This window comes from Pseudomonas sp. KU26590, assembly GCF_026153515.1.
Classification (GTDB): Bacteria; Pseudomonadota; Gammaproteobacteria; order Pseudomonadales; family Pseudomonadaceae; genus Aquipseudomonas.
In genome coordinates, this window is the sequence record NZ_CP110644.1 from 2603859 (window position 1) to 2623652 (window position 19794).

Here is a 19794-nt window from a genome sequence, read left to right on the forward strand (position 1 = left end):
ATGAAATCCATACGAGATCAGGCCGCGCATTTTCCCGAACTGGTAGGCTTTTATGCGCAGACCCAGCCGGACCGGATTGCCCTTCGACACATCGTCCACGAAGACCAGCCGCCGCTGCTGACCACCTACGCCGAGCTGGATGCCAAGGCCCGATCGATTGCAGCCTGCCTGCAGCAGCACCTCGGCGTGCAGGGCGGCGAGCGGTGCGTGCTGATTCTGCCGACCGGCGCCGATTACGCGGCGGCGTTCCTCGGCTGTTTGTACGCCCGGGTCATCGCGGTGCCGGCCTTCGCCCCCGAGTACAACCGCCAGACCCACCTTGACCGGCTGACCGGCATCCTCCACGACGCCGCGCCGCAGATGGTCCTCGGGCGGCGTGAAGATCTGGATAAATTCCAGCACCTGTTGCAGCCGTTCATGCCCGCTGGCGGACGTTTCGCGGCAGTCGAGGAGATCACCGACGGCCACGCAGGGTTTCAGGCGCCGCTGATCGACACTGCCTCGCTTGCCTTCCTGCAATACACCTCGGGCTCCACCAGCGCACCGAAAGGCGTGATGGTCTCCCACGACAATCTCATGGCCAACGAAATCGCCATGGCCCGGCACTTCATCTCGGACCCCGCGTCGGAAAGCTGGGTCAGCTGGCTGCCGCTGTACCACGACATGGGCCTGATGTGCGGCCTGCTGTTGCCGCTGTACTACGGCGGCACCCTGACGCTGATGTCGCCGAACTATTTCCTTGGCCGGCCGGCGCGCTGGCTGGAAGCGATGAGTCAGTACGGCGGGACCTTCTCCGGCGGTCCGGATTTCGCCTATCGCCTGTGCGTCGAGCGGATCAAACCTGGCGCCGTCAAGGGCCTCGTGCTGGATCGCTGGAGCCTGGCGTTTTCCGGCTCCGAGCCGATCCGCATCGCCACCCTGGATGCCTTCAGCGAACACTTTGAGCCGGCCGGTTTCAACCGCCGCGCCCTGACGCCGAGCTACGGTTTGGCCGAAGCGACCCTGTATGTGAGCGCCGCCGAGCGCGACAGGCCGTTCGGGATCAAGCATTTCGACGGCAGCCAGCTGGCCGCCGGGGACGCCACTGAGGCCGTTTTCGCCAATCAGAACGCCAAAAGTCGTCTGCCGGGGTGCGGCTGGTGCCGGCCCGATCACGACCTGCGGATTGTCGATCCGGCCACGCTGCAGCCACTCGCGTCCGGCCACGTCGGCGAAATCTGGATTGCCGGGCCAAGCGTCGCCCAGGGCTATTGGCAGAACGCCGAGGCCACTGCGCAGACCTTCGTCGAGGAAGACGGCCAGCGCTGGTTGCGCAGCGGCGACCTGGGCATTGCCCGCGACAACGAGCTGTTCATCACCGGTCGCTTGAAGGATTTGATCATCCTCAACGGCCAGAACCTGTACCCCCAGGACATCGAACAGGCGCTGGAGAAAAGCGTCGAGCTACTGCGTCGCGGGCGCATCGCGGCGTTCCCGGTGACGGACGGGCAGGGCGTCGAAGGCGTCGGCCTGGCGCTGGAAATCAGCCGCAACGTGCGCCGCCTGATGAAGCCGCCGATGATTTGCGAAGCGGTGCGTGATGCGGTGTCCGAACTGTTTCTGGTGGCGCCGAAAGTCATCGTGCTTTTAGAGCCGGGCGCATTGCCGCGCACCACCAGCGGCAAATTGCAGCGTTCCGCCTGCCGCAGTGGCTGGCAGAACGGCAGCCTCGACAGCTTCGCGGTCTGGCAGGACGGGCGTTTGCTCAATGCTGACAGCGCGGACGTCTCGGTTGAGGCTTCGCCTTTGCTGCCGGAAGTTCTGGCGGCGTGGCAGGAAGTCCTCGGCAAAAGCGACCTGAATCCTGCCGACCACTTCTTCGCCCGTGGCGGTGATTCGGTCGGCGTGGTGCAAGTGCTGTCGCGCCTGAATGGCGAACTGGGCCTGAAACTTGAGCCCGCGCACCTGTTCGAACACCCGACCCTCGGAGCCTTCAACGCTCACGTCGCCGAGCACGTCTCCACCCACGGCCGCAGTGCCGAAGCCTCTGCGGGCGTGCAGCGTATTTCCCGCGACAGCGATCCCGAGCAGTCTTTTGCCCAGCAACGCTTGTGGTTCCTCGCGCAACTGGAACCGGACAGCAGCGCCTATCACCTGTGCGGCCAGTTGAGCCTCACCGGCCCGCTGGATGACGCCGCGCTGCAACGCAGTCTCGACGACCTAGCCGCCCGGCACGAAAGCCTGCGCACCACCTTTTCCATCGATGCCAACGAAAAGCTGGTGCAGCGCATTCATGCACCGGGCCCCGTGCTGATCGAACGCCATTACCTGAGCGAGGACACCGACCCGCAGGGAGCGTTGAGCGAGCTGGCCAGAGCGGCAGTCGAGCAGCCAATGGATTTGCAGGATGGCCCGTTGTGGCGCGTGCTCAATGTGCGGTTGGCGCCGGACCGGCAGCAACTGGTGCTGGTGTTGCACCACATCATTGCCGATGGCTGGTCGGTGCAGGTCATGCTCAAGGAATTCGCTGCGCTGTACAGCGCCCATGCAAGGGGGGCACAACCGGCGTTGCCGCCGCTGCCGATTCAGTACGCCGACTTCGCCGCCTGGCAGCGCGCGCGTCTGGCCGGTGGGGAAGGCCAGCGCCAACTGGCCTACTGGCGTGAGCACCTGGGTGACGCCCAGACCGTCTTGAATCTGCCGGCCGATCGCCCGCGTCCAGCGCAACAAAGCCATCGCGGCGCCCGTTACGCCATCGCCCTTGACCGCGACTTGAGCCAGAGCCTGCGTGACCTCGCCAGCCGTCATGGCGCGACCCTGTTCATGGTCATGCTCGCCGCCTACAAAACCCTGCTGCAGCGTTACAGCAGCCAGACCGATTTGCGCGTCGGCGTGCCGGTGGCGGGGCGGACCTGCACCGAATCCGAAGGGCTGATCGGGCTGTTCGTCAACACCCTGGTGCTGCGCAGCGAGGTGTCGCCGCAGCAGTCGTTCAGCACGCTGATCGAGGCGGTTCGTCACACCGCGCTGGGTGCGCAACACCATCAGGACCTGCCGTTCGAGCAACTGGTCGAAGCCCTCGGCGTGTCGCGCAACCTCAGCCACAACCCGCTGTGCCAGGTGAAATTCACCCAGCAATTTCCGCTGCCGCACAACGTTGAAATGGCCGGCGTGCGCATGGACGTCAACCAGCTCGACGACTACTCCGCGCACTTCGATTTAGGCCTGGACATCACCGACGACGCCGACGGCATTCAGGCGGTGTTCACCTATGCCTGCGACCTGTTCGACGAGGCGCGCATCGCTGGTTTCGCGGGTGATTTACTTCGAATCTGCGCGCAAGTGGTGGCGCAACCTCAGGTGCGTCTGGCGGATCTGCAAATCGGCGCCGAACCTTCCTCCATCGCTGCCGAAACCGTGACGTTCCCGGCCTCGGATGTACTGAGCCTGTGGAATGCCAGTGTCAGCGCACAACCGAATCGTCTGGCCCTGCAAGACGAACAGCGCAGCGCCCGCTTTGCCGAGGTCGATGCCCAGGCCAATCAACTGGCGCAGCACCTGCGTCAGGCCGGTGTCGGCGTGGAAAGCCGCGTCGGTATTCTCCTGGAGCGCTCGCTGGAGTTCGTCGTCGGCCTGCTGGCGGTGCTCAAGAGTGGCGCCGCGTTTGTGCCAATGGACCCGAAATGGCCGGCCGAGCGTCAGGCATTTGTGCTGGCCGACAGTGGCGCGCGCTTGTTGATCACCGATGTGGCGGCGCCGGGTGACTTCCATGGTGACCTTATCTGCATGGCTGCCGACGCTGCGTGGCGCGCGCAGCCTGCTCAAGCTCTGAACCTGCAACCCCACGCCGATCAGGCCGCGTACCTGATCTACACCTCCGGCACCAGCGGCACGCCGAAAGGGGTGGTCATCAGCCACGGCGCCCTGGCCGATTACGTCCAGGGCTTGCTCGCACGGCTTGATCTGGCGCCCGAGACGAGCATGGCCATGGTCTCCACCGTCGGTGCCGATCTGGGCCACACCGTGCTGTTCGGCGCGCTGTGCTCGGCGCGTTCGCTGCACCTGATCAGCCCCGACCGCACCAACGATGCCGACCGTTTCGCTGCGTACATGGCCGAGCACAAAGTGGGCGTGCTGAAGATCGTGCCGACCCATTTGAACGGCCTGTTGCAGGCGACCCATGCCGCCGATGTGCTGCCCGAACACGCACTGATCCTCGGCGGCGATACGCTGCCGTGGGCGCTGGTGGCGCAGGTCAAGCGCTTGAAGCCCGGCTGCCGGGTGATCAACCACTACGGCCCTACCGAAACCACCGTCGGCGTGCTGAGCAATGAGGCGTTTGAAGAGTCGATGGGCGACAGCGTGCCCGTCGGCCGTCCGCTGCCGAATGCCATCGCGCTGATTCTCAACGACCATCTGCAACCGGTGGTGCAGGGCGACGTCGGTGAGCTGTATATCGGCGGGCCGGGGCTGGCGCGCGGGTATCATCAGCGTCCTGCAATGACCGCCGCGGCCTTCATTCCTGACCCGAGCGGAAGCGGCGCGCGTCTCTACCGCACTGGCGACCGCGCGCGGTTGCTGGCCAACGGGCAGATTCAGTTCCTCGGCCGTGTCGACGATCAGGTCAAGGTGCGCGGCTACCGCGTGGCCCTGGGTGAAATCGCCCAGCGGCTGCGCCAACTGGACGGACTGCGTGACGCCCATGTCCGCGTCGATGATCGCGGCCAATTGATCGCTTATGCGCTGCTCGACGCTAACGTCGACAGCGGCGCGAAGATGGACGGCGAAGCGCTGCGCACGCAACTGGCCCGGAGCCTGCCGGACTACATGGTGCCGAGCCACATCCTGATCCTCGATGCCTTCCCGCTGACCGCCAACGGCAAGCTCGACGCCGGCGCGCTGCCGTCGCCGACCACAACGTCGGAAGATTTCGAAGCGCCCCACGAAGGGGTCGAAGCCGCACTCGCTGCACTGTGGCAAGCGGCGCTGAACGTCGAGGCGTTGGGCCGTCACGACAACTTCTTTACCCTCGGCGGCGACTCGATTCTCAGCCTGCAGATCATCGCCCGGGCTCGCCGTCAGGGCATTCGTCTGACGCCCAAGCAGCTGTTCGAAAAACAGACCATCGCCGAACTCGCCCAGGTCGCCACGGTGGCCGAGGCCAAGCCTGCTGCCGCGCCCGTCACTGCAGCCATTGCGCCCCGCGAGTTTGCCCTGACGCCGATTCAGGCGCGCCTCTTCAGCCTGCCGATCGCACAGCGTCAGCACTGGAACCAGTCGCTGCTGCTCGACGTGCCCCAGGCGCTGGACACCGCGCTGCTGCAACAGGCCCTCGGGGCGGTGCTGGCCCACCACGACAGCCTGCGCCTGAGCTTCCACCAGAACGATGCAGGCCAATGGCAGCAGCGTTACCGCGACAGCGAAAGTGCCGAGCGCGTGCTGTGGACCTGCGAACTGAGCCGCGAAGACGACTTCGATTCGCTCAACGATGAAGCCCAGCGCAGCCTGAACATCGACACCGGTCCGCTGCTGCGGGTGGTTCATGCGCGCTTGCCATCGGGCGAAGCGCGGTTGCTGTTGGCGATCCATCACCTGGCCGTAGACGGCGTCTCGTGGCGGGTATTGCTCGAAGACCTGCAACTGGCCTACCGCCAACTGGCGGCCGGTAACAACGTGGCCCTGGCCGACAAAACCGCCAGCTTCCAGGCTTGGTCGCAGTCGTTGAGCACCCTGGCGCGCAGCCCTGAGCTGCAGCAACAACTGCCGTACTGGCAAGCACTGAACGCCGCCGATGCCATCCTGCCTGGCGATACTTCGGTGGAAAGCCGGGTCGGCGACAGCGAAACCCTGCACCTGAGCCTCGACGCGCTCAACACCCGTCGCCTGCTCAGCGAAGCCCCGGCGGCGTATCGCACGCGCATCGACGATCTGCTGCTGGCGGCGCTGTCCCAGGCGCTGTGGCAGTGGAGCGGCCGTCGTCGCCATGTCATCAGCCTCGAAGGCCATGGCCGCGAGGACGCCACTGGCGCCTTGGACCTGAGCCGTAGCGTCGGCTGGTTCACCAGCCTGTACCCGCTGGCGCTGGACGCAGCGGATGACGCGGTCGCTACCCTCAAGGCTGTTAAAGAAAGCCTGCGCGGCGTGCCGGAGAAAGGCCTCGGCTACGGACTACTGAAGCACTTGGCTGGCGCGAATTTGCCGGAGCTGATCGGCCAGGGCGTGACCTTCAACTACCTCGGCCGTTTCGACGACAACGAGGGCGCGCTGTTCTCGCTGTCGAACCGCACACCGGACAATCTGCGCGACCCCCAAGGACCGCTGGCCAATGCCCTGGCGGTCGACGGTCAGGTGCGCGACGGCCAGTTGCAGCTGGACTGGACCTTCAGCCGCGAACGCTTCAGCCGTGACAGCATCGAGCAACTGGTCGCACTGTACGAAGCGCAGTTGCTGCAGCTGATCGCCCATTGCGGCGACGAAACCAACGCCGGCCTGACGCCGTCGGACTTCCCTCTGGCCGGCCTGAGTCAGGCCCAGCTCGACGCCCTCGGTATCCCTGCGCGTGACATCGAAGACATCCTGCCCCTGGCGCCGATGCAGCAGGGCATTTTGCTGCACAGCCTGCTGGACCAGGGCAACGGCATTTACCTGATGCAGGACCAGTACGACGTCGGCAGCCACGTGGATTTCGACGCGTTCAAGTTCGCCTGGCAGCAAGTGGTGCAGCGTCACCCGGCGTTGCGCACGGCGTTTCATGGCCTGGAAAGCGGCGTGCAGCGTCAGATTGTGATGCGTCGCGTGCCGTCGCCGGTGCAACTGATCGACCTCAGCCATCTGTCCCGCGACGCCGCCGAGGCCGAGCTTGAAGACCTGCTGAAAAGCGAGCGCGAGCAGGGCTTCGATTTCGCCCGCGCGCCCCTGCTGCGCCTGCGCCTGATCAAGTTCGGCGAAGCGGATTTCCGCATCGTCCAGAGCCACCACCACGCGCTGATCGACGCCTGGTGCCGGGGCCTGATGCTCACCGAATTCTTTGCCCATTACCGCGCGTTCCTGGAGGGGCGTCAGGTCAGCTTGCCGCCGGCGCGGCCGTACCGCGACTTCCTCGCCTGGCTGGCCGAGCAGGACGAAGCGGTCAGCCGCGATTACTGGCGCAACGCATTGGCGGGCTTCACCGACGTCACGCCGCTGCCGTACCGCCACAGTCTGCAGCGCAACCAGCAGGGCGAAACGCAGATGCGCGACGTCACCCTGGCGCTGGGCACCGAGCAGACCGCAAAACTCGCCGAACAAGCCCGTCAGCATCGCCTGACCGCCAACACCTTCGTTCAGGCCGCATGGGCCTTGTTGCTGATGCGCCATGCCGACCGCGACGAAGTGCTGTTCGGCGTCACCGTGGCCGGTCGTCCGACCGAGCTGGAAGGCATCGAAGGCGCGCTGGGGCTGTTCATCAACACCTTGCCGCTGCGCATCCGCCGGCCGGGCATCGGCGCCTCGGCGCTGGACCTGCTCAACGCGTTGCAGGGGCAGAACGCCGACATGCGTCAGCACGAACACCTGTCCCTGGCCGACATTCAGCTGCTCGCCGACACCCCGCGCGGTCAGCCGCTGTTCGACAGCCTGTTTGTCTTTGAAAACGTTCCGTTGGGCGCCGAGGTGCAGCAGGCCGTGAACGAATACCGCATCAACCCGCTGGCCAACCGCACCCACACCAACTACCCGTTGACCGTGGTGCTGCTGCCGGGTGAATCCCTGCAATTGCAGCTGACCTACGACACCCGGCACTTCAACGACGCCGACATGGGTGCGCTGGTCAGCCATTTCCGCCGCCTGCTCACGCAGTTGATCGACAACCCGCAGCAGGCGCTGAGCCAGTTGCAGATCCTTGAGCAAACGGAGCGCGAGCAGTTGCTGAGCTTGGGGCTCGGACCTGTGCAACAGCATTGGTACGACATCAGCTACCTGGAGCGTTTCGAGGCGCGGGTGCTGGCCCATCCGGCCCAGGAAGTGGCGCGCTGTCAGGGTCAGAGCCTGAGCTACCGCGAACTCAATCGTCAGGCCAACCGCATCGGTCATGGTCTGATTGCAGCGGACGTGCAGGGCGACGACGTGGTGGCGCTGTTCGCACCCCGCGGCCTGCCGTTGTTGAGCATGATCGTCGGTGCGTTTAAGGCCGGTGCGGCCTATCTGGCGCTGGATGATCGTCACCCGGCCGGGCGCAGCGCGCGCATGCTGGGCAGCAGCGCCGCGCCGTTGTTGCTGACGCCGCGGGAGTGTCTGCCCCAGGTCGAGGCGATTGTTGCCCTGGCCGAACCCAAGCCCCGTGTGCTGGTGCTTGAAGAGTTGCTGACTGGCGCCGATCTGCTCGCTGACGAAAATCCGGGCCGCTACGCGACAGCCGAGCAACTGGCCTACGTCATCTACACCTCCGGTTCCACCGGCGAGCCGAAAGGGGTGATGGTCAACCAGCGCGGTATGCTCAACAACCAGATGTCCAAGCTGCCGTACCTGCGTCTAAGCGAGGGCGATGTCATTGCCCAGACCGCCGCCACCGGGTTCGACATTTCCGTGTGGCAATTCCTCACCGCGCCGCTGTTCGGCGGGCGCGTGGAGATTCTGCCGGATGCCGTGGTGCAGGACCCGCAACGGCTGCTGGAAGAAGTGGCGGCCAATCAGGTCAGCGTGCTGGAGTGCGTGCCGGCGGTGATCGACGCCATGCTCGCGGTCGCGCCCCAGCGGCTCGACGCCTTGCGCTGGCTGCTGCCGACCGGCGAAGCGCTGACCACGGACCTCGCCGCGCGCTGGTTTGCGCGCTACCCCGAGGTGCCGCTGGTCAACGCCTACGGTCCGGCTGAGTGCGCCGACGACGTCGCGTTGCACACCCTGACCGCGGCGCCCGCACTCAACGCCAACATGCCGATCGGCCGGCCCACCGACAACAACTGCCTGTACGTGCTGGATTCCAACCTGCAACTGGCCGCGCCCGGTGTGGTGGGCGAGCTGTACATCGGCGGCGTCGGTGTGGGCCGTGGCTACGCCGCGAAGCCAGGGCTGACCGCCGAGCGCTTCTTGCCTGATCCGTTCGGCGACGCCGGTGCGCGGCTGTATCGCAGCGGCGACCTGGCCCGCTGGAACGCAGACGGCGCGCTGGAATACGTCGGCCGCGCGGACTTCCAGGTGAAGATTCGCGGCCAGCGCATCGAGCTGGGCGAAATCGAAAACCTGCTGTTGGCGCAACCCTCGGTGCACGACGCCGTGGTCAGCGCGCAACCGACGCCCCACGGCCCGCAACTGGTGGCCTATGTGGTTGCCGACGCCCGGCAGGCGCTGTCCAGCGACGTGCTGAAAAGCGCGCTGGCGCAAACCCTGCCGGCGTTTATGGTGCCGGCGCACGTCGTCGTGCTGGCCCAGATGCCGCGCAACGCCAACGGCAAGCTCGACCGCAAGGCCCTGCCGGCGCCGAGCCTGGAAGAACGCGTGTTCGAAGCGCCCCAGGGCGAGCGTGAGGAAGTCCTCGCCGAACTCTGGCAGAGCCTGCTCAAGGTTGAGCAGGTCGGTCGTCACGACAACTTCTTTGAACTGGGTGGCCATTCGTTGCTGGCCACGCGGCTGCTGTCGCGCATTCGCGAGCGCCTCGGGGTGAGCATCCCGCTGGCCCAGGCCTTCGAAGCCACCACCGTCGCCGCCCAGGCGGCGCTGATCGACACCTTGCAGGGGCAGACCCTGACACTCGACCGGCTCGATGCCCTGGACGAGTTAATGAATGAGCTGGAGGAAAGCAACTGATGTCGCAACCGAGCATGACTTCACAGAGCAAGCTGCTGGCCCTGGCCACGCGTTTCCTCAGCCTTGGCAGCGCTCAGCGTCGGGTGTTTTTGAACAAGCTGCGCGAGCAGGGCCTCGATGCGTCGTCGCTGCCGGTGCCGCCGGGTGTGGCGGGCGAGCACAGCCCGGCGTCGTTTTCCCAGCAGCGTCTGTGGTTTCTCGAACAGCTGGAACCGGGCAACAGCACGTATCACCTGCCGGGAGCGTTGCGCCTGAAAGGCGAGCTGGACAGCGCCGCGGTGCAGTCGGCCTTCGAGCGCGTGGCCGAGCGTCATGCCAGCCTGCGCACGGTGTTCGCCACCGCTGAAGATGGCACGCCGGAGCAAGTGATTTGCGGTACTCAAGGGTTGCCATTCGAGCGTTTGCGCGCGGCTGACGAAGCCGAAGTCCAGGCACTGGCCGATGCCTTCGCCCGACGCCCGTTCGACCTGGCCCAGGGTCCGCTGTGGCGTGTGGCGTTGATCGAACGCGCGGCAGACGATCACGTGTTGCTGGTGTGCCTGCACCACATCATTGCCGACGGTTGGTCGATTCAAGTGCTGCTGCTGGATTTCGTCGAGGCCTATCGCGCCGCGCTTTCAGGTGGCGACGACAGCCTGGCGCCGCTGCCCCTGACTTATGCCGACGTCGCCCTGTGGCAGCGCGCCTGCCTGGACGCGGGCGAGGGTGATCGGCAACTGGCCTACTGGCAGCAACAACTGGGCGATGAGCCGCCGGTGCTGGAACTGCCGGCGGACCGTCCACGCCCGGCGCGCCAGAGTTTCCGTGGCGCGCGCCTGCCGTTCAGCTTCGACGCCGCGCTGTCCGGGCGCATGCGCGAACTGGCTCGGCAGCGCGGCGTGACGCTGTTCACCGTCCTGCTCGCGGCCTATCAAGTGCTGTTGCAGCGGATGAGCGGGCAGACCGATTTGCGCATTGGCGTGCCCATTGCCGGCCGTCAACGCGCCGAGACCGAGGGCCTGATCGGCTTCTTCGTCAACACCCAGATTCTGCGCGGCGATGTCCAGGCCGACGCCAGTTTCAACCAGATCATCGACAGCGTTCGCCTGGCGTCCCAAGGCGCACAAGCCCATCAGGACCTGCCGTTCGAACAACTGGTGGACGCACTGGCGCCCGAGCGCAGCCTCAGTCATAACCCGCTGTTTCAAGTGCTCTACAACCATCAGCAACGCCAGGACGAAGCGCTGCAACTGATGCCCGGCCTCAACGCCACGCTGATGCCCCTGGACAACGGCAGCGCGCAGTTCGACCTGGCGCTGCACACCTGGGAAAACGCGGCGGGTGAACTGGCGGGTAACTGGAACTACGCCACGGATCTGTTTGATCACGGCAGCATCGAGCGCTTGCATGGGCGTTTTGAGCAGTTGTTTGCCGAGTTGCTGGAGCGGCCGGATGCGGGGATTGGCGACTTCGAGTTGCTGGATGTTGAGGATCGCGCGCAACTGGCGTTGGTCAACGACACCGCGCGGGACTGGGACTCGGAGCCGTTTGTGCATCGGCATTTTGAGCGGCTGGCGCAGGCACATCCCGAGCGGGAGGCTGTGCGCTTTGGCGATGCGGTGTTGAGTTATCGCGAGCTGGATCAGCGTGCGAATCAGTTGGCCCATTACCTGCAAAAGCAGGGCGTCGGGCGCGAATCGCTGGTGGGCGTCGCGGCGTTGCGCTCGCTGGAAATGGTCGTTGCGCTCTACGGCGTGCTTAAAGCCGGCGCTGCTTACGTACCGCTGGACCCCGAGTATCCCGCTGATCGTCTGCGTTACATGCTGGAAGACGCGGGTATTGGTTTACTGCTGAGCCACGATGGGGTGATTGAGGATTTGCCGGCTGTTGAAGGCCTACGGGTGCTGAATCTGGATCAGATTGATCTCTCAAGCCAATCCGTCACGGCGCCGGTTGTAGCGCTGCACCCCGAACAACTGGCCTACATGATTTACACCTCGGGCTCGACAGGGAAACCGAAGGGCGCCGGCAATACCCATGCAGCACTGTTTAACCGTCTGGCCTGGATGCAGGACGCTTACAGGCTCAGCGCATCGGACGCCGTATTGCAAAAAACGCCTTTCAGTTTTGACGTTTCGGTCTGGGAATTCTTCTGGCCGTTGATGGTGGGGGCGCGTCTGGTCGTTGCTCAACCGGGGGATCACCGCGATCCGCTGGTATTGAAGACGCTGATCGAACAACAGCACATCACCACGCTGCACTTTGTCCCGTCGATGCTCGGCGCCTTCATGGCCCAGGACGATCTGAGCGGCTGCGCGTCCCTGAAACGCATCGTGTGCAGCGGCGAAGCCTTGCCTGCCGACCTGGCGCGGGACACCCTTCAGCGCCTGCCGAACGCGGGCCTTTTCAACCTGTATGGCCCGACCGAAGCCGCCATCGACGTGACCCACTGGACCTGCCGCGACGAGCCCGGCGTTTCCGTACCCATCGGCGCCCCCATCGCCAATCTGCACATCCACATCCTCGACAGCCGCCTCAACCCGCAACCCATCGGCGTACCGGGCGAGCTGTATATCGGCGGCGACGGCCTCGCTCGTGGCTACCACTTGCGTCCCGGCCTGACCGCCGAGCGCTTCGTTGCCAGCCCGTTCGGCAGCGGCGAGCGGCTCTATCGCACCGGTGACTTGGCGCGCTGGCGTACCGACGGCGTGGTGGAATACCTCGGCCGTCTCGATCACCAGATCAAACTGCGCGGTCTCCGCGTCGAAATCGGCGAGATCGAAGCGGCGCTGCTCGATCACCCGGCGGTCAAAGAAGCGGTGGTCATCGCCCGTGAACTCAGCACTGGCATGCAGCTGGTCGGTTATCTGGTCGCCGATGAGTTTGACGAAGAACACCTGCGCACCCAGCTGAAACAGCGCCTGCCGGATTACATGGTCCCGGCCCACTTCGTCACGCTGGACAGCCTGCCGCTGTCGGCCAACGGCAAACTCGACCGCAAAGCGCTGCCCGATCCACAGATCCAGCAACGGGCTTTCGAAGCACCGCTGGCCGGGGTCGAAACCCAGCTGGCGGCGTTGTGGCAAGACCTGCTCGGCGTCGCCCAGGTCGGTCGCCAGGACAACTTCTTTGCCCTCGGCGGCGACTCGATCCTCAGCCTGCAAATTATCTCCCGCGCCCGCAAGGTCGGCATCGTGCTGTCGCCCCGGCAGATGTTCGAACGCCAGACCATCGCCGAGCTGGCCCAGGTCGCTCAGGTGGTCAGTCAGGCTGCGCCCGTGGTCGAGCCCATCGAGCTTAACCGCGACATCCCGCTGACGCCGATCCAGCACTGGTTTTTCCAGCAGCCGATGCGCAACCGCAGCCACTGGAACCAGTCGCTGCTGCTGAGTCCGAGTGAAGCGCTGGACCTCCCGGCGCTGACCAAGGCCCTGGCCGCCGTGCTCAACCATCACGACGCCCTGCGGATGCGCTTTGTGCAGCAAGACAACGGCCAGTGGCAGCAACGCTATCGCGCCGGCCTTTCTGCTGAAGATTTTTCATCCGAAGAACAGGCCCAAAACGGCCTGATCTGGCAGCGCACCACCAGCCTGAATGAGCTGACCACAGCCTGCGACGAAGCCCAGGCAAGCCTCGATCTGCGAGACGGCCCGCTGTTGCGCGCCGTTCATTTCAATTTGGCCGAAGGCGGCGAACGTCTGTTGCTGGTGGTTCATCACCTGGTCGTCGACGGCGTGTCGTGGCGCATCCTGCTGGAGGACCTGCAAAACGCCTACACCCAGGCGCAAGCGGGCCTCGCTATCGACCTCGGTGACAAGACTGCGTCGTTCCAGCGCTGGGCCAACCGCCTGCTCGATTTCGCTTACAGCGACGCCGTGCTGGCCGAAGCCGAATACTGGCGCAACCTGCCGTCAGCACCCGCGTTGCCCTGCGCCAATCCCCAATGCGATTCGCGCCAAAACAACGTGCGCCAGCTGCATTTGCAACTGGACGCCACGCGCACCGAAAAACTGATCAGCGAGGCGCCGGCGGCGTACCGCACGCAGATCAACGACCTGCTGCTGACCGCACTGGTCCGCGCGATGAAGCGCTGGAGCGGCGAGTCCCAGGCGATGATCGCGCTGGAAGGCCACGGCCGTGAGGACCTGTTCGACGGCGTTGACCCGGCGCGCACCGTCGGCTGGTTCACCAGCCTGTATCCGGTCAGCCTGCACGCCCACGACGACCTCGACGCCGCACTCAAACACACCAAGGAAACCCTGCGCGCCGTGCCCCACGGCGGCCTGGGTTACGGCCTGTTGCGTCATCTGCGCGGCGAAGCCTTGCCGGCGCTGGACGGCTGCGTGCTGTTCAATTACATGGGCCGGCTGCAAAACAGCAGCGGGCTTTTCAGCCTGGCCGAGGAGGGCAGCGGTGCCCAGCGCGCCGCCGATGCACCGCTGAATGGCGAGCTGTCCATCGATGCGCAAATCCGTGACGGCCAGTTCAGGCTGACCTGCAGCTTCAGTGGCGAACGCCATGAGTCTGCTTCAATTCAACGTCTGCTCGACGCCTACAGCGAAGCGCTGGACGAGGTGATCGAACACTGCCGCCGCCATTCAGCCGTGACGCCGTCGGATTTCCCGGCACTGGCGCTGAGTCAGGCACAACTCGACGCACTGCCGGTTGCTGCCTGGGACATCGAGCAGCTGTACCCGCTGACGCCGATGCAGCAGGGCCTGTTGTTCCATACCGAACTGAGCAGCGGTGAGATCGTCGATCAGGGCAGCGCCCGGGATCTGTACATCAACCAGGTGGCGCTGGACATCGAACACCTGCCGGTGACCCGCTTCAAATCGGCATGGGCGGCGGCGGTTCAGCGTCATCCGATCCTGCGCGCGGCGTTCCTGCGTGTCCCCGGCAGCGAACAGCCGGTGCAACTGATTCGTCGCGATGCCGCTCTGGTAGTACGTGAACTGGACCTGCGCAGCAGTGATCAAGCATTGGCCGACGTCCTGGCGGCCGAGCGGGAAACCCCGTTCGACCTGCACGCCGCGCCGCTGATGCGCGTATTGCTGATTCGCCAGAGTGAGACGCTGTGGAAACTGGTCTGGACCTTCCACCATATTCTGCTGGACGGCTGGAGCAGCGCGGCGGTGCTGGGCGAAGTGATTCAGGCGGCGATGTCCGACGCCACGCCGCAGCCCGCCGGGCATTACGGCGATTACGTCGAATGGCTGCTGAGCCGCGACGCCGAGCGCAGCAAGACCTTCTGGCAGACCCACCTGGCCGGTTTCGACCAGCCAACGATGATGGCGGCGGCGCTGACTGCGCCGACCTCCAGCACCGGCGAGCCGTTGCCGAATCAGGTGCGGGTCACCTCCATGGACCTCAATAGCGAACTGCTCAACAGCGCCGCCCGCCGTCAGCGCGTGACCGTCAATACGCTGATTCAGGCGGTGTGGGTGCTGCTGTTGCAGCGCTACACCGGGCAGCAGCGGGTGGCGTTCGGCGCCACGGTGTCCGGTCGTTCCGCTCAGGTGCCGGGCATCGAGCGCATGCTCGGCCTGTTCATCAATACCCTGCCGCTGGTGCAGGCGCCCGAGGCGCAGCAGAAGGTCGGTGACTGGCTGAACGACCTGCAAGCGCACAATCTTGAGCTGCGCGAGCACGAACACACGCCGCTGTTCGAGGCCCAGCGCTACGCGGGCCACGCCGGCCGTGACCTGTTCGACAGCCTGCTGGTGTTCGAAAACTACCCGGTGGACGCGGTGCTGCGGGACAAGCAGGCCAACGGCGTTAACCTGGGTTCGGTCGAACTCAGCGACAAGACCCACTACCCGCTGAGCCTGGCGGTGGTGGCGGGCGAGAACGCCCATGTTCACGTCAACTACCACAGCAACGTGTTCAGCGCCGCGCAGATCTCGCGTTTGTGCGGGCACTTCCAGTCACTATTGGACGGCCTCTGCCGCTTCCCCGAGGCGCGCATCGGCGAGCTGTCGATGCTCACCGAAGGCGACATCCAACAGATGCACGCGTGGAACACACCGCCGTTTTTGCCGTATGTGGATCGGCCGATTCACGAGCTGATCGCCGACCACGCGCGCATTCGGCCTGACGCCATTGCGCTGGTCCACGGCGAGCAGCGCCTGACCTTCGCCGAGTTCGACCGTCGCGCCAATCAGCTGGCCCACGCCTTGCGCGCCCGGGGCATTGGCACCGAAGTGCGCGTGGCGATTGCCATGGAGCGCGGGATTGATTTGTGGCTGGCGTTTTATGCCGTGTTGAAATCCGGAGGCGCCTACATTCCGCTCGACCCGGACTACCCGACCGAGCGCCTGCGTTACATGCTCGAAGACGGCGGCGTGAAGCTGCTGATCAGCCACGATGCAGCGCTGAATCGCGTGCCGGTCGGTGATGTGCCGTTGCTCAATCTGGACGAACTGGACTGCTCGTCTGAGCCATCCACGGCCCCGGACGTCACGATCCATCCGCAGCAACTGGCCTACCTGATCTACACCTCGGGCTCGACCGGCAAGCCAAAGGGCGCGGCCATCGCCCACGCCGACATTTCGATGCACATCCAGACCATCGGCGAGCGCTACCGCTTTACCCCGGAAGATCGCAAATTCCACTTCCTCTCGATCAGTTTCGACGGCGCCCACGAAGGCTGGATGATGCCGCTGTGTTACGGCGCCCGCGTGGTGCTGCGCGATCAGGAGCTGTGGAGCGTCGAGCAGACTTACGACACGCTGATCCGCGAAGGCATCACCGTGGCCTCGTTCCCGCCGAGCTACCTGCGTCAGTTGTCCGACTGGGCGGGTGTTCAGGGCAAGGGCCCGGGGGTGAAAACCTACTGTTTCGCCGGTGAAGCCTTCAGCCGCGAAATGCTCCACGACGTGATTCGTAATCTGCAGCCGCTGTGGATCATCAATGGCTACGGACCGACGGAAACCGTGGTCACGCCGACCCTGTGGCTGGCCTCCGCAGACACTGCCGACTTCACCACCGCCTACGCGCCGATCGGTGATCTGGTCGGCGATCGTCAGGGCTACGTGATGGACGCGGATTTGAACCCGTTGCCCCAGGGCATTGCGGGCGAGTTGTACCTGGGCGGCGCCGTGGCGCGGGGTTATCTGGACCGTCCCGGCGCAACCGCTGAGCGTTTCCTGCCGCATCCATTCCGCGCCGGTGAACGCATTTATCGCAGCGGCGACCGTGTGCGCTTGAACAGCGAAGGGTTGCTGGAATATTTAGGCCGCATCGACCACCAGATCAAGATCCGCGGATTCCGCATCGAGGCCGGTGAAATCGAAGCGGCACTGAAGACCTGCGACGGCGTGCGTGAGGCGCTGGTCGTCGTTCGCGACAGCACAAACGGCAAGGTCTTGCTGGGTTATGTCGGCGGCAATGGTCTGTCTGAAGACAGTCTCAAGCAACAGCTGAAAAACACCCTGCCGGAATACATGGTCCCCGCGCACATCGTGGTCATGGAGCGTTTGCCGCAGTTGCCCAACGGCAAGCTCGACCGCAACGCGCTCCCTGACCCGCAGGTGATCTCCAGCGATTATCAGGCGCCGCAAACGCTCCTGGAACAGCAATTGGCGGCGCTGTGGCAGCCACTGCTGGGCATCGACGCCGTCGGCCGCAACGATCACTTTTTCGAACTGGGCGGCCACTCCCTGCTGGCGATGCAGCTGATTTCCCGGCTGCGCCATGAGCATCAACTGAGCGTGCCGTTGCGTGCCCTGTTCGACGCACCGCGCCTCAGCGATTTCGCCCAGCGCATCACCGGGCTGACAGGCTCCGAAGCCACTCAGCTTGAGCTGACCCCACGTCGGCAGGCCCTTGCCGTGCAGTCGTTCTCCCAGCAGCGCCTGTGGTTCCTCGACCAGCTGCAACCCGGCGGCCATGCCTACAACCTGCCGGGCGCCGTGCGCTTGCGCGGCGCGCTGAACGAGGTTGCATTGCAGGCGGCATTCGACGGCCTGACCGCGCGCCATGAAGTGCTGCGCACGCGGTTCCTGGCGGTCGATGGCGTGCCGATGCAACAGATCGAGCCGGCTCAAGGGGTGCAGATCGAGCGGATGGATATCCGCCATGAAGGGGATATCGACACCGCCTTCAACGCCTTGGCCCAGGACTTCGTCAAGCGCCCGTTCGACCTGTCGCGCAGCCCCGTCTGGAGGCTGGCGCTGGTGCGTGTCGCGCCTGATGAACAGCGTTTGCTGATGTGCCTGCACCACATGATCTCGGACGGTTGGTCGGTGCGCGTGCTGCTGCAGGAATTCTGCGAGCTGTACCGCGCGGCGTTGGAAAACCGCGCACCGCAACTCGCTTCATTGCCGGTGCAGTACGCCGACTTTGCCGCCTGGCAGCGAGAATGGCTGGCGGCGGGCGAGGGCGAGCGGCAGTTGAACTACTGGCGCGAGCAGCTGGGTGACGAGCACCCGGTGCTGGAACTGCCCACCGACCGGCCGCGTCCGCCCCAGCAAAGCTACCGCGGCGATCGCGTGCTGTTCGCCTTCGATGCCGCGTTCAGCCAGCGTGTGCGCGGGTTCGCGAAACAGCAGGGCGTCACGCCGTTCATGGCGATTCTGTCGGCGTATCAGGTGTTGCTGCACCGCCTGAGCGGGCAGAACGACCTGCGCATCGGCGTGCCGATTGCCGGCCGTTCGCGGCTGGAAGTCGAAGGGCTGATCGGCTTCTTCGTCAGCACCCAGGTGCTGCGCGCCGAGGTGTCTGCCGAACTGAGCTATCGCGAGGTGCTGGAACAGGCCAAGACGCGGACCCTCGGCGCCCAGGCCCATCAGGACTTGCCGTTCGAGCAACTGGTCGAAGCGATGCAACCCGCGCGGAGCCTGAGCCACAACCCGTTGTTCCAGGTGGCCTACGACCACCAGCAGCAAGACTTTGCATCCCTCGCCGGGCTGCCCGGCCTGCGCGCCGACGTGCTGCCGCTGGACGATGGCAGCAGCCAGTTCGACCTGGCGCTGAACACCCACGAAGACGCCGAGGGCGGTCTGGGTGGTTCGTGGAATTACGCCACGGATCTGTTTGATCACGGCAGCATCGAGCGGCTGCATGGGCGTTTTGAGCAGCTGTTCGCCGAGTTGATCGAGCAGCCGGACGCGGCGATTGGCGACTTTGAATTGCTGGACGTTGAAGACCGCGCGCAACTGGCTTCGGTCAACGACACGGCGCGGGATTGGGCTAAAGCCGAACCGTTGGTGCATCGTCATTTCGAGCGGCTGGCGCAGTTGCATCCCGAGCGCGAGGCTCTGCGCTTTGGCGAGGATGTGTTGAGTTATCGCGAGCTGGATCAGCGTGCGAACCAGCTGGCCCATTACCTGCGAGTGCAGGGCGTCGGCCGCGAATCGTTGGTCGGCGTGGCGGCGTTGCGCTCGGTAGAGATGGTGGTCGCGCTGTATGCAGTGCTGAAGGCGGGCGGGGCGTATGTGCCGCTTGATCCGGAGTACCCGGCGGATCGCCTGCGCTACATGCTGGAAGACGCGGGGATTGGCTTGCTGCTCAGTCACCATGCGGTGATCAATGATTTGCCGGTGGTGGAAGGCTTGCGGGTGCTCAATCTGGATCAGCTTTCAGTGTCGGATTATCCCGTCACGGCGCCGATGGTAGAGCTGCACCCCGAGCAACTGGCTTACATGATTTACACCTCGGGCTCCACCGGTAAGCCCAAGGGCGCGGGCAATACCCACGCCGCGCTGTTCAATCGGTTGGCCTGGATGCAGGAAGCCTATTCCCTCAACGCCACTGACGCCGTGCTGCAAAAAACACCTTTCAGTTTTGACGTCTCGGTCTGGGAGTTCTTCTGGCCGTTAATGGTCGGCGCGCGTCTCGTTGTGGCCCAGCCGGGTGATCATCGTGACCCGCTGCTGTTGAAATCCCTGATCGAACAACAGCAGATCACCACGCTGCACTTCGTCCCGTCGATGCTCGGCGCCTTCATGGCTCAGGAGGATCTCACCGGCTGTGCCTCCCTGAAACGCATCGTGTGCAGCGGCGAAGCCTTGCCTGCTGATCTCGCACGGGAAACCCTCCAGCGCTTGCCGAACG

Annotated in this window: 2 protein-coding genes (1 of these 2 cut by a window edge); both read left to right on the top strand. The window is 65.0% G+C overall.

Annotated features, from left to right (window positions below; translation table 11 throughout):
- Complete coding sequence (locus OKW98_RS11575; protein ID WP_265389278.1) at window positions 1–9759, top strand: non-ribosomal peptide synthetase; 9759 nt, start codon at window positions 1–3, stop codon at window positions 9757–9759.
- Window positions 9759–19794, top strand: partial view of a non-ribosomal peptide synthase/polyketide synthase gene (locus OKW98_RS11580; protein ID WP_265389279.1) — the 5' portion only. The gene runs 6182 nt beyond the window's last position; 10036 of the gene's 16218 nt are visible here — the first part of the coding sequence; the start codon lies at window positions 9759–9761; the stop codon falls past the right edge of the window. Before OKW98_RS11575 ends, OKW98_RS11580 begins: the two co-directional genes overlap by 1 nt.